Source organism: Amycolatopsis regifaucium, assembly GCF_001613935.1.
In the GTDB taxonomy this organism is placed as follows: Bacteria; Actinomycetota; Actinomycetes; order Mycobacteriales; family Pseudonocardiaceae; genus Amycolatopsis; species Amycolatopsis regifaucium.
In genome coordinates, this window is record NZ_LQCI01000007.1 from 135,525 (window position 1) to 147,942 (window position 12,418).

Below are 12,418 nucleotides of genomic sequence, written 5' to 3' on the forward strand. Positions count from 1 at the left end.
CTCCCGCTGACCTCGACGTTTACGACCTCAGGAGCAGTGCATGACGGTGGCCGTGACCCGTGAACGCAAGCGGGTGTGGCGGGCTTGGTACCTCTACGACTGGGCCAATTCGCCGTTCTATTCGTCGGTCATCACGGTCTTCGGAGCGCTCTATTTGAGCGAGGTGGCGTCCGCGGATGCGAAGACCAATTTCACCCTTAACGGGGACAGGCCGTGTACCGATTCGAGTGGAGCTTCGAGCACTCTTCAGAGCTGCGACGTTTCGTTCTTCGGTTTGCCTTTCCCGGCGGGGTCGCTGTGGGGGTACCTGCTGTCCGTCGCGACGTTGACGCAGGTGCTGGTGCTGCCGATCGCCGGCGCGATCGCGGACCGGAGCAGGCACAAGCGGCGGATCCTCGGCGGGTTCGCGTTCCTGGGCGCGGTGGCGTCGGCGTTGATGTTCTTCATCGCGGGGACGAACTGGGAGGTCGGGGTCTGGACGTTCATCCTGGCCAACATCGGTTACGGCGGTGCGCTGGTCGTCTACTACTCGTTCCTGGTGGACATCGCGGAGCCGGACGATCGGGACGCGGTGTCGTCGAGGGGGTGGGCGTTCGGATATCTCGGCGGCGGGCTGGCGTTGGCGCTGCAGCTGGGGTTCTTCATGGGGCATGACTTCTTCGGGGTGAGCGAGTCGCTTGCCGTCCGGATCTGCTTCTTGACGTCGGGGATCTGGTGGGCGGTGTTCACGTTCCCGGCGGTGCGGGCGCTCCCCCGGACTCATGTGCCGACGTCGCCTGCGCGTGGTTTGTCGGTGCTGACGGCGGGGTTCAGGGAGTTGAAGCGGACGATCTCCGAGGCGCGGGCGTATCCGCTGACGCTGGCGTTCCTGGGGAGCTATCTGGTCTTCACCGACGGGATCACGACGGTGGTGGCGGTGTCGGCGCAGTACGGCAAGGACGAGCTGAAGTACAGCACTCAGGTGCTGATCGTCACGATCCTGGTGATCCAATTCCTCGCCTACGCGGGTGCGATGATCCACGGTGCGATCGCGGCCAGGATCGGGGCGAAGAAGACGATTTTGGGCAGTCTGGTGGCCTGGGTGGTGGTGCTGGGGTTCGCGTTCTTCATCGAGGCCGGTGAGCCGTTGCAGTTCTACGCGGTGGCCGTCGGGATCGGGTTGGTGCTCGGTGGAACGAACGCGTTGTCGCGTTCGTTGTTCGGGCAGATGATCCCGGAGGGGAAGGACGCGCAGTACTTCTCGTTGTACGTGGTCGGTGAGCGGGGGACGTCGTGGCTCGGTCCCCTGTTGTTCGCCGCGGTCGGTCAGATCACCGGGTCGTTCCGGTACGCGATCGTCGCGCTGGTGATCTTCTTCGTGCTCGGTTTCGTGTTCGTGTGGCTGGTCCCGGTGCGTCGGGCGATCGAGGCGGCGGGCAACCGACCACCGGTGGTGCTGTGAGCCTGCGGCGTGCCGATAGGGTCGGGCGTCGTGACCGTACTGAAGGAGAGTGGCCCGGATCCCACGGACGCGTTGTCGTCGGTGCCGGTGGCGGGTTCACGGCGGGGTGTGCCGGTCGTCGGGAAGCTGAAGTTCTGTTACGGGCCGATGGACTGCGGGAAGTCGACGCTGGCGTTGCAGATCGACCACAACCACGCGCGGCAGGGTCGTCGCGGGATGGTGCTGGTGCGGCATGACCGGTCCGGTGAGCCGCAGATCACCAGCCGGATCGGGTTGACGCGGAAAGCGACCGAGGTGGGGAACGACACCGATCTGCGGTTGCTGGTGCGTGAGCAGTGGGCGATGGGGCGGCACGTTGACTACTTGATCGTCGACGAGGCGCAGTTCTTGTCGCCTGATCAGGTGGATCAGCTGGCTGAACTGGCCGACGACGTCCAGATCGACGTGTACTGCTTCGGGATCGCGACGGATTTCCGGAGCATGTTGTTCCCGGGTGCGGCGCGGCTGTTCGAGTTGGCGGACGAGCTGCAGCCGGTTCAGGTGGAGGTGTTGTGCTGGTGCGGGCAGACGGGACGGTTCAACGCGCGGATCTCCGACGGTGAGGTGTTGCGTGCCGGGGACACCGTTGTAGTGGCGGATACCGAACAGTCTGTAGTTGAATCTTCATCGACATCACGGTCTGAGGGTGATCCGAATACAGTGCGTTATCAGGTATTGTGCCGTCGCCACTTCCGCCTGGGCGACCTGGGCCCCACCTCTGCCCAACACGGTCAGTTACGATTGACGTGACAGGCGTACTACTAGCCCATCTGGGGGATATCCGCACCAAGATGGCCGTATTGACGTCATGCCAGAGCGCGAAATCACTCCTACTAGGAGAAGCTGTTGCCACCGGGTGATACAGCTCATCGTGAGCAAGGACATGGTGTCCAGGGAATCCTCTGGCCCTCCCCGTCGTTGCATAGGGTGAGCATCACCCTGGCTCCACCCGGAGCTGACTGAAAGGACCCCCATCATGGCCGACCGTGTTCTCCGTGGAAGCCGGCTGGGAGCGGTCAGCTACGAGACCGACCGCAACCACGACCTCGCGCCTCGCCGCACTGTGCGCTACGCCTGCCCCAAGAACCACGAGTTCGAGGTGCCCTTCTCCGACGACGCCGAGATCCCCTCGGTGTGGGAGTGCAGGCTGCACGGCAGTGAGTCCGAGATCGTGGACGGCGGACAGCCGGAGCAGAAGAAGGTCAAGCCCCCGAGGACGCACTGGGACATGCTCCTGGAGCGTCGTTCGATTCCGGAGCTCGAAGATCTGCTCAACGAACGTCTCGCCGAGCTGAAGGGACGCAGGACCACCCGGTCCGCCTGACGCACGGCCAAGTAGCTAGCCCCACCACGCACACGGCGAAGCCCCCGCGACCTCCCACCGCGGGGGCTTCGCCGTGTCCGGGATCAGCGGGGCCCAGATCGGCGACGAGAGGTGCGAGGGCGTCGGTCAGTCTCCGCAGGTGGGCGGGCGGCGGTCCGCCGGTCTGGCCGAGGAACCCGACGTGCGGCATCTGGCGGATCTCTAGGCGGCTTGATACCCCGGGATGTCTTCGACACGGTGATACACCGCCAGGCCGCGGGACAACGCGATGGCGACGTCTTGGTCGGCGCCGGTGGATTCGCCGGGCAGGCGCAGGACGGCGTCGCAGTGGTGCAGCAGCCGGTCCGCCGTCGGGTACATGACCTCCTCGGCGACCGGGTCGGTCACGGTTTTCCCGCCCGCGCCGCGCAGCACCGGCAGCGCGACCCATTCGCCGATCATCGGCAGATGCCCGCTGCGGAAGATCGGCCAAGCGGCTTCTTCGAGCCGGGCGAGGTTGCGGGCGAGCAGTTCGGGATCGTCGCCGGTGCCGGAGCGGAACGGGCCGGCGATGAGGATCATCAAAGGTTTGGTCATGAACCGAAGCCTAATGTGCAACAATCGGCAGGAACAAGGAGGAACGTGCACATGTTGGCCGCACAACGACGAGACCTGCTGTTGGAGCGCTTGAAGACCGACGGCCGGATCGTGGCCAAGGAACTCGCCGCCGAACTCGGCGTCTCAGAGGACAGCGTCCGCCGTGACCTGCGGGAACTCGCGGCGGCCGGACTGTGTCAGCGGGTATACGGCGGCGCCCTGCCGCTCTCGCCCGCCACCGCGGACTACGCGACGCGGATGGCGGTCAGCGTCGCGGGCAAGGAACGCATCGCGAAACGTGCGGCAGCGTTGATCCGGCTGGGATCGACCGTCATCCTCGACGGCGGCACGACCGCCCTCGCACTGGCGAAGGCACTCCCGGTCGACCTCGAAGCGACCATCGTCACGCACAGCCCCACCGTCGCGGCCGCGCTCGTCACGCATCCGAAGGTCGAGGTGTTCCTGATCGGCGGACGGCTCTTCAAGCACTCCGCCGTCACGTGCGGCGCTGCCGCGGCGGAGGCGGCCGAAGGGATCAACGCCGATCTGTTCTTCCTCGGCGTCACCGGGGTGCATCCCGAAACCGGGCTCACCACCGGAGACTCGGACGAGGCCGCGATGAAACGCACGCTCGCCAAACGCGCCGCCGACACCTATGTGCTGGCCAGCTCGGAGAAAATCGGGGCGGCGTCGCCGTTCACCGTGCTTCCCCTGTCCGACGTCGCGGGCGTGATCACCGACGCGGCGCCGGACGAACCGACGGTGAAGGAACTGGGGAGGCTCGGGGTGAGCGTGCTCGGGGTCAGCCCTTCTTGGCCAGCCCGCGAAGCTGCTGCCAGCGACGCTTGAGACCCCACATACCGACCAGGACGATGGCCTCGCGCACGACTGAACCGCTCATCTTCGACTGACCGATCTCACGTTCGGTGAAGGTGATGGGCACCTCGACCACGTCGAACCCGGCGAGCTTCGTCCGGAACGCCAGGTCGATCTGGAAGCAGTAGCCGCGCGAGGCGATCTCGTCGAGCGGGAGCTTCTCCAGCACCGACCGGCGGTACGCGCGGAAACCCGCGGTGATGTCGTTGATCTTGGTGCCGAGCGCGATCCGCGCGTAGAAGTTCGCCCCCCAGGACAGCGCCTTGCGCTGGAACGGCCAGTTCACCGTGCTGCCGCCGGGAACATAACGCGACCCGATGGACAGATCCGCGTCCTCGAGCGCCGCCAGCACCCGGGGCAGGTCCTCCGGCGCGTGCGAGCCGTCGGCGTCCATTTCGACGATGGTGGCGTAATCACGGGAGAGACCCCAGCGGAACCCCGCGACGTACGCGGCGCCGAGGCCCGCCTTCTCGGTCCGGTGCATGACCTGGATCCGCTCGTCGGCCTTCGCGAGCTCGTCAGCGACGTCGCCGGTCCCGTCCGGGCTGCCGTCGTCGACGACGAGGGCGTTCACGTCCGGAAGTGCCTTGAGCAGGCGTTCCAGGATCGGGCCGATGTTCTCCCGCTCGTTGTACGTCGGGATCACCACCAGCACCGGGTCGATTCCCTGGGCCCCCCGCGGCGCCTGCGCCATCCGCTTTTCCTCCGTGTTCCGGCGGGTCAGCCCGCCGCTTCCCTCGTTGCCTTGGCGACGCTCGCGCGCCGGGTGCGGAAACGGAGCACGTACCCGCCGGTAATCCCGGCGATCGCCAGGGCCAGCAGTCCGTACTCCGTCGTCACACCGAGTAGATCCGACAGCGTAGTCTGCTGCCTCAGCGGTACGCGCCCCACCAGGGAATCTGCGGTGAACAGGCTGGTGGAGGCCATGATCGAACCGTCGGGTGCGACGATCGCGCTGACCCCGCTGGTGGCCGAGACGACCACGGCGCGGCCGTGCTCGACCGCTCGCAGCCGGGACATCGCCAGCTGCTGATAGCTCATCTCCCCCGGCCCGTACCAGGCGTTGTTGGTCGGCACGACGAGCAGTTCGGCGCCGTCGGCGACCGATTCCCTTGCCGGGTAGTCGAACGCGGTCTCGTAGCAGATGAAGACCCCGACCTTGGTGCCCGCGACCGACAGGGCGGCGTTGGCACCGTCACCGGGTGTCATGTTCGCCACGCTGTCGACGAACGGTGTCACCAGCTTCGCGAGCTCACGGGCGGGGACGTACTCGCCGAACGGGACCAGTTGCTGCTTGGCGTACCGCTGGCCGGGGCCGGTGACCGGGTCCCAGACGAGCGCGGAGTTCTGCGCCGTGCCATCGGGCAGCCGGACGAGCGCACCGATGATCGCCTGCGTCCCGTAGTCCCGGACCATCCGGTCGACGCCGGCGTCACCGGTACGCATCGCCATCGCGGTCTCGGGCCAGATCAGCAGGTCGACCTTGGTGTTGCCGGCCTTGAGCTTTTCGAGCAGCCGGGCGCTCTCGGCGAGGTGGTTGTTCCGGAGTTCGTCGCGGCGGCCTTCCAGCGCCAGCCCGATGTCGGGAGCGTTGCCCTGCACCGTGGCGACGGTGAGTTCACCGTCCTGCGCGTCGGTGTCGATCGTGGGCCACACCGCGAGGCCCGCCACCACCGGCACCAGCGTCAAGATCGCCGGAGCGATGATGGAGCGTCGCGTCAGGGAGTCCTTCACGCGCAAGCAGACGGCGGCGAGACCGAACCCGGTCAGCACGACGGCGAGACCGACCAGCGGGGCGCCACCTACCGAGGCCAGCGAGAGAAAGGCGCCTTCGGGCTGACTGAACGCGACGCGGCCCCACGGGAACCCGCCGAAGGGGAACCACGCGCGCGGTGTCTCCAACGCGATGATCACCAGCGCCGCCCACCACGGCCCGAGCGGCAGCCTCCACACCACGGTGGCGAAAGCGCCGCCGAAACCGAGATACACCGACAGCGCCATCGCCAGCCCGAGCCACGGCCACGGACCGAAGTCCGGGCCGAGGAAGTCCTGGAGCCAGGTCAGCAGCGGCAGGAAGAACGCCACCCCGAACACGAACGCGTAGCCGAACGCGCCGCGGAATCGGCGTCCGTGCACCGCGAGCGCGAAGCCGGTGAACGCCAGCGGCGCGAGCCACCACAGCGGGCGCGGCGCGAAACTCAGGTACAGCGTGAAACCCGACGCCGCGGCGAGGAGGAAACGCACGAGCCAGGCGCGGGAGAACCGCTTCCGAGGCGCCGCTTCGGGATCCGGGTCGGTCACGGTCGTGGACACCCCTGAACCCTAGGCCGTGCGGGCGAGCGCGTCGTGGATGACCTGACCGGCGCGGACCGTGCGCAGGCAGCGTGGCAGCGGGGCGCCTTCTTCGAGGTTCGGCAGCGGGGGCACTCCGGCTCGCGGGTCGGTCGACCAGCGCTGCACCCGTGAGTCCGGCGTCGCGACGACCAGGTCCGTGGCATCCCAGACCGCGTAATGCGCGGGAGCGCCCGGGACCAGGCTGCCGGTGACGCCGTCGTTGACCCCGGCGGCGCGGTGCCCGGCGCGGGTGTGCGCGGTGAAGGACGCGCGAGCGGACAGCCCCGACCCGGGGGTGCGGTGGTAGGTCCCGGCGCGGACTCCTGCCCACGGGTCGACCGGCGTGACCGGGGCGTCGGAGCCGAACGCGAGCAGGAGCCCTTCGGCGGCCATGGCGGAGAACGGATTGAGTTTCGCGGCCCGTCCGGCGCCGAGCCGGGCGGTGTACATGCCGTGCGCGCCACCCCATTCCGCGTCGAACCGCGGCTGGACGGAGGCGACCACACCCCAGCCCGCGAGCGCCCGCGCCTGCTCGGCGTCGATCATCTCGACGTGCTCGAGCCGGTGGTGCCTGGCCGCGAGCGCGCGTTGGCCGACGGTCTTCTCCGCGAGGCGGAAGCCTTCGACGACCTCGGCGACAGCGGCGTCGCCGATGACGTGGAACCCGGCCTGTAAGCCCGCTTCGGTGCAGGCGGCGACGTGCTCGGCGATGGCGGGGGCGTCGAGGTAGAGCGTCCCGGAGGTGCCGTGCGCGTCGGCGTAGGGCTCGTGCAGGGCGGCGGTGCGGGAGCCGAGGGCGCCGTCGACGAACAGGTCACCCGCCACTCCCCTGGCGCCCAGCGCACGGGCGCGGTCGACTCCGCCGCGCTCGCCCCAATAACCCACGACCTCCGGCAGTCCCGGATCGGCGGCGAGGGCGAGCAGATCGGTGAGGTCGTCGGCGCCGGAGATGTCCGGGCCCGCGCATTCGTGGACGCTGACGACGCCCCGCGCGGCGGCTTCGGCGAGGAACGCCCGCTGGGCCTCGCGTCGCTGGCCGGGGGTGATCGCCGCGCGCATCGCGGCGCGGACGCGGTGGTGGGCGTCGCGGGTCAGCGGGCCGTCGGCCGACCAGCCCGCCGCGTCACCTACCCCCGGCGCGAGGGCGACGAGCGCGCTGGAAACGAGCGCGGAGTGGACGTCGACGCGGCTCAGGTACACCGGGGTCCCGCTCGCGGCCTCGTCGATTTCCGCGCGGCTGGGCAGCCTGCCGTCGCCCCAGCGCGACTCGTCCCAGCCGTGCGCGACGAGCACCTGGCCCGGTCGTACGGCGTCACGGATCGCGGCCAGCAGTTCGGCGGCACCGCGGATGTCCGCGAGGTTCAACCCGGTGAGGTGCAGCCCGGTCGCGGTGGCGTGGACGTGCGCGTCGACGAACGCGGGGGCGACGAAGGCGCCGTCGAGGTCGACCGTCTCGGCGTCGGGATGCAGTGCCTTGGCCGGGCCGTCCTGTCCCACCCAGACCACGGTGCCGTCCGTGATCGCCATGGCGGTGGCATCGGGCGCGGACGGGCTGTAGATGCGCCCGCCGAGCAGGAGTGTGGTTCGCGCGTTGGTCACGCTTCCGAGTTTGCAGTCTCCGGGTGAGCCCGTGACCGCCGGGTCGGCGTGATCGCGACACACCACGCAAGACAGGAATATTTACGTCTTCGGAACGATGTGACAGGATATTTTCACGCGTTTCCGACGACGAGGAGTACAAGTGACTGCGATCCAGGAACCGACCTCGCCGGTGGCCGCCTACGATCAGCCCTACGACTACACCCGGGCCGAGCTGATCGAACCCGACTGGCGCCGCTTCCCCGGCTGGCACGACGTGACCGAGGCAGAGTGGCGAGACGCGCAGTGGCAGCGAGTGCACTGCATCCGTAACGCCAAACAACTGCGTGCCCTGATGGGCGACCTGCTCGAGGAGCGCTTCTACGAGGACATGCTCGCCGACCAGCGCGAGATGGCCACGATGTCGATGCTGCTGCCGCCGCAGATGATCAACACGATGGCACCCAACGCGGGCACCGACCCGGCGAAGGTCACCGAGGCCTGGTACGCCGACCCGATCCGGCGCTACATGCTCCCGGTGCGCAGCGACCGCGACACCGAGTGGCCCAGCCATCCGCATTCCGAGCGCGACTCACTGCACGAGGCCGAGATGTGGGTGGTGGAAGGACTGACCCACCGCTACCCCACCAAGGTCCTCGCCGAGATGATCTCCACTTGCCCCCAGTACTGCGGGCACTGCACCCGCATGGACCTCGTCGGCAACTCGACCGAACAGATCGAGAAGCACAAACTCTCGCTCAAACCGGTCGATCGCCAGGACGCGATGATCGACTACCTCAAGAAGACCCCCGGCGTGCGCGACGTCGTGGTGTCGGGCGGCGACGTCGCCAACGTGCCGTGGCCGCAGCTGGAGTCGTTCCTCATGCGGCTGATGGACATCGACACCGTCCGCGACATCCGGCTCGCGACCAAGGCGCTCGCCGCCCTGCCGCAGCACTGGATCCAGCCGAAGGTCGTCGAAGGCCTCGAGCGGGTCGCCGGCACCGCGCAGCGCCGCGGCGTCAACCTCGCCATCCACACTCACGTCAACCACGCACAGTCGGTCACCCCGCTGGTCGCGGAAGCCGCCAGGACCGCGCTCGACGTCGGCGTCCGCGACGTGCGCAACCAGGGCGTACTGATGAAGGGCGTCAACGCGACACCGGCCGAACTGCTGGACCTGTGCTTCGCACTGCAGGGCGAGGCGAACATCCTGCCGTACTACTTCTACATGTGCGACATGATCCCCAACGCCGAACACTGGCGGGTTTCCGTGCACGAGGCACAGGAACTGCAGCACGCGATCATGGGCTACTTGCCGGGCTACGCCACCCCGCGGATCGTGTGCGACGTGCCCTACGTCGGGAAACGATGGGTGCACCAGCTCGCCGAGTACGACCGCGAACTCGGGATCTCGTACTGGACCAAGAACTACCTGACCAGCGTAGACAGGGAGAACGTGGCCAACGCGGACGAGGCTCTGCAGCAGCGCTACCCCTACTACGACCCGATCTCCACCCTCCCCGAAGCTGGCCAGCGGTGGTGGCGCGACCGGCCTCCGATGGTCTGACCGGCCAGCCTGTCAGACAGGTCGTCGACGGGGCGTTCAAGCTCATGTGCGAGTTTTGAACGCCCCCTCCGTCACGCTGGCTGTTTGTGCTGGTCAGGGCCGGTTGCTACCGGTTGCGACCGGACGTCAAACGGCCCAAAAATTCCACAGTGGACAGTCAGGTAGTCATGGGAGCTATCCGGTGTGAGTCACTCAACGGCCTACCGTCCAACCGTATCCCGGCCCTTTCTTGTCGCGATCTTCACGCGAGTCCAGAAGACGGAATCCTAAGGTCTCTGCAATTCAGCACCGCAAATTCCTGTCATCAAAAGAAAAGGGCATGGTGCGGCTGATCCCACGCACCTTCGGCGAACACGCGTTCCGGCAGAGCGTCCCTGCATGACGGGTGATCACTCGACGAACTTGACTGCTCGATGGCGGGGCCGTTCTCGAAGTAGGTCTCGATGTCACCCTGCATCGCGCCACTCCTCTCCCCACATGGTCACCGATGACCAGTGAGTACCCCGTTACCTGGTTGGCCGAACGTCGCCCGATCGGCTCTCGCCGGGACACCCCGGACGACGGCTCGTGGCGTCGCGCGCTACGCCGCCTGAACGGGCGGTTTCCCGCCTGAACGGGCGGTTTCCCGCCTTCGGAAATTCGGGTGGACCTGCGATTATCCCGGAATAGAATTACCCGGCCCGACGCGCCCCTCCCCGTTGTCCACGCCGCCTGGCCGCCGTGGCCGGTTCACGGTGCGCACGCACACCGCGGTGCAGAACAGGACGATGTCCTCGGTGGTCGGGTCCAAGTCATCTTCGACGCAGATTTCCCAGGTTCGGCCGACCACCATGCCAGCCGCGTCCATGACCTCGCCGGTCGCGCCGAAGGTCGCGCCGTCGGTATCCGGGACGCCTCGCGCGCTTTGCTGAATCTGATGGTGAACGCCGGTGGCAGGGTGGGAGCCTTGGCAGGAGCCGCAGCCGGTTCGTGAGAGGTCGCGGTTGAGGAGGCTGTTCCGGCGACGGCGACACCAACAGCCAGGGTCGCCAGCCACGCCGAGCGCCATGGTTCGGTTGTGAGTGCTTCTGAACAGCATGGACCTCGCCTTCTGCGTTGGCCCTGCTCACGACAGTTAAGCAAGCAGATAACAGTTAGTTGCGGAGCATACGGAATGGCGGAATCGGGAGGACGTCGGATAATCGATTGTCTGCGTTGTGCGGACCTGACATGGTCGCCGGATGCGACGTGAACGGATCTCTCAGCTTGCCCATGCGCACCACCCGGTGGCTTCGCCATTGGGTGACGAATCGGTACGACGATTGCTGGAGCGCGGGCTGGGAGACGAGGCCAGGCACGTCCTCGATCTCGGGTGCGGCAGCGGTGAGTGGCTGGTGCGAGCTTTGGTCACCTATCCGAGGTTACGAGCCGTGGGCGTCGACGTCTCCGAGAGCGCGCTGACGCGTGCTCGGCATACAGCCCAAATCCTCGGCGTGGCCGACCGGCTCGACCTCCATCAGGCCGACGCCGCGGATTTCACGTCCACACAACTATTCGACCTTGTCCTCAGTGTCGGAGCCGCCCATGCCTTCGGCGGCCTGCTCGCCACTCTCGCGGCCGCCCGCGAACATCTCGCGCCCGGCGGTCGTGTCCTGGCCGGTGACGGTTTCTGGGAGCGTGATCCGTCGCCGGACGCGGTGGAGATGCTCGGTGATTTCACCGATCTCGCCACCACGGTCGACCGCGTGACCGTCGATGGCTGGATCCCCGTCTACGGACATGTCAGCACTCGCCACGAACTTGACGCTTACGAATGGGACTGGACGGGGACACTGGCCTCGTGGGCTCTTGACCACCCCGGTGATCCGGACAGTTCGCACGCACTTGCCGCGGCCGCGACCCATCGCGAGGAATGGTTACGCGTCTACCGGGAAGCCTTCGGTTTCGTCTGCCTCGTCCTCCGGCGGAATTCCGAGGGCTCGGTCTGACGGATCGGCGGTTAGCATCACCAGCGGACACCGCGGTCGATGCAAGTGTCCCAGACCGGACGCGCTGGCAGATCGTGGCGAGCGTCCCCCTACCCGGGGTCGGCCGCGGTTCGGCGAAGTGGAGTTAACGCACTCCCTGGATTGGCGAAAGCCCCCGGGTAGAAGGGAACCATGAAAGCCGACACATCCAGGGATCCCTTCACTTGGAGGGCAACGACAACGACGTTGACGGCCGTCATGCTGGTGGTAGCGGGCATCAGCATCGTCACCTCCAGTGGCCAGGGAATCGGATGGTCCTTGCTGGCGCTCGGACTGATCAGTGCTCTGGTCGCCGCCGCGTTCTTCCACCGCCCGGAAGACCCGCCACCCGCGGAACTGAGCCGACCGGCTCTTAAGTGCTCTGCCCACGAACGTTGACCGGTTTGGGGACACGTCGGTCACCGCTCATGGACAGAGCAGTCGTGACGAGGAAACAGAAAGGCCGCTACGCTCACCACCCGGCTCCGCAGAGCACTCCTCCGACTATCGGCACACCGGAGCAAACGGAGACGAAACGGAGCCCAGCCACGATGACCGCCAAGGCGAAATCGCTGCCGCAGGACCAATATTCCCGCAGATAGGCGACGATATTGACGTGTAGGCCGGGTCGGGCTCAAACCGACGGCCAAGGGATTTCTCACCCACCCGGAGCGATTCCTGCACCACCTGCTCAC

At 67.3% G+C, this 12,418-nt stretch carries 14 protein-coding genes; 8 read left to right on the forward strand and 6 right to left on the reverse strand.

Annotated features, from left to right (window positions below):
* The first annotated feature begins 40 nt into the window (after nucleotides 1-40).
* From AVL48_RS09355 to AVL48_RS40505, 4 genes are all read left to right on the forward strand, one after another.
* Nucleotides 41-1,441: an MFS transporter gene (locus AVL48_RS09355; RefSeq protein WP_061987995.1), complete on the forward strand. Its 1,401-nt coding sequence runs from the start codon at nucleotides 41-43 to the stop codon at nucleotides 1,439-1,441.
* Nucleotides 1,442-1,471: 30 nt separating this feature from the next.
* Entirely contained in the window at nucleotides 1,472-2,230 is a 759-nt protein-coding gene (locus AVL48_RS09360) for a thymidine kinase (protein ID WP_061988120.1), read from the forward strand.
* Between the two features lie 226 nt (nucleotides 2,231-2,456).
* Entirely contained in the window at nucleotides 2,457-2,804 is a 348-nt protein-coding gene (locus AVL48_RS09365) for an RNA polymerase-binding protein RbpA (RefSeq protein WP_005151365.1), read from the forward strand.
* 73 nt (nucleotides 2,805-2,877) lie between these two features.
* Entirely contained in the window at nucleotides 2,878-3,009 is a 132-nt protein-coding gene (locus AVL48_RS40505; protein ID WP_279626668.1) for a hypothetical protein, read from the forward strand.
* Here the strand turns inward: AVL48_RS40505 and AVL48_RS09370 are convergent.
* Nucleotides 3,006-3,380: a DUF4406 domain-containing protein gene (locus AVL48_RS09370; RefSeq protein ID WP_244162645.1), complete on the reverse strand. Its 375-nt coding sequence runs from the start codon at nucleotides 3,378-3,380 to the stop codon at nucleotides 3,006-3,008. The two genes, AVL48_RS40505 and AVL48_RS09370, sit on opposite strands and share 4 nt — an antisense overlap.
* A 51-nt stretch (nucleotides 3,381-3,431) precedes the next feature.
* Between AVL48_RS09370 and AVL48_RS09375 the strand changes: the two genes are divergently transcribed.
* Nucleotides 3,432-4,229 carry a DeoR/GlpR family DNA-binding transcription regulator gene (locus AVL48_RS09375; protein ID WP_061987992.1) on the forward strand — a complete coding sequence of 266 codons (798 nt, stop codon included), beginning with the start codon at nucleotides 3,432-3,434 and terminating at the stop codon, nucleotides 4,227-4,229.
* On the opposite strand, the gene AVL48_RS09380 is transcribed toward AVL48_RS09375, so the two are convergent.
* From AVL48_RS09380 to AVL48_RS09390, 3 genes are read right to left on the reverse strand one after another with little or no spacing between them, the layout of a single operon-like run.
* A complete protein-coding gene (locus tag AVL48_RS09380) occupies nucleotides 4,183-4,950 on the reverse strand; it encodes a polyprenol monophosphomannose synthase (protein ID WP_061987989.1) in 768 nt (255 codons plus the stop codon). The genes AVL48_RS09375 and AVL48_RS09380 overlap by 47 nt on opposite strands.
* 26 nt (nucleotides 4,951-4,976) lie before the next feature.
* Nucleotides 4,977-6,569 (reverse strand): apolipoprotein N-acyltransferase, encoded by a 1,593-nt coding sequence (gene lnt, locus AVL48_RS09385; RefSeq protein ID WP_061987987.1) that lies wholly within the window; start codon nucleotides 6,567-6,569, stop codon nucleotides 4,977-4,979.
* Between the two features lie 9 nt (nucleotides 6,570-6,578).
* Nucleotides 6,579-8,189: an amidohydrolase gene (locus AVL48_RS09390; protein ID WP_061987985.1), complete on the reverse strand. Its 1,611-nt coding sequence runs from the start codon at nucleotides 8,187-8,189 to the stop codon at nucleotides 6,579-6,581.
* A gap of 142 nt (nucleotides 8,190-8,331) precedes the next feature.
* Here AVL48_RS09390 and AVL48_RS09395 point away from each other — a divergent pair, with 142 nt between their 5' ends.
* On the forward strand, nucleotides 8,332-9,738 hold the full coding sequence (locus tag AVL48_RS09395; RefSeq protein WP_061987983.1) for a KamA family radical SAM protein: 1,407 nt from the start codon (nucleotides 8,332-8,334) through the stop codon (nucleotides 9,736-9,738).
* 304 nt (nucleotides 9,739-10,042) lie between these two features.
* On the opposite strand, the gene AVL48_RS38950 is transcribed toward AVL48_RS09395, so the two are convergent.
* The gene (locus tag AVL48_RS38950; RefSeq protein ID WP_156515762.1) at nucleotides 10,043-10,195 is read right to left on the reverse strand and encodes a hypothetical protein; all 153 of its coding nucleotides are present in this window, start codon (nucleotides 10,193-10,195) and stop codon (nucleotides 10,043-10,045) included.
* Nucleotides 10,196-10,393: 198 nt separating this feature from the next.
* Entirely contained in the window at nucleotides 10,394-10,816 is a 423-nt protein-coding gene (locus AVL48_RS38955; protein WP_061987982.1) for a hypothetical protein, read from the reverse strand.
* A 142-nt stretch (nucleotides 10,817-10,958) separates the two neighbouring features.
* On the opposite strand from AVL48_RS38955, the gene AVL48_RS09405 reads away from it, so the two are divergent.
* On the forward strand, nucleotides 10,959-11,705 hold the full coding sequence (locus AVL48_RS09405; RefSeq protein ID WP_061987980.1) for an SAM-dependent methyltransferase: 747 nt from the start codon (nucleotides 10,959-10,961) through the stop codon (nucleotides 11,703-11,705).
* Between the two features lie 237 nt (nucleotides 11,706-11,942).
* Nucleotides 11,943-12,122, forward strand: coding sequence for a hypothetical protein (locus AVL48_RS38960; protein WP_156515763.1), 180 nt, complete (start codon nucleotides 11,943-11,945; stop codon nucleotides 12,120-12,122).
* The last annotated feature ends 296 nt before the right edge of the window (nucleotides 12,123-12,418 follow it).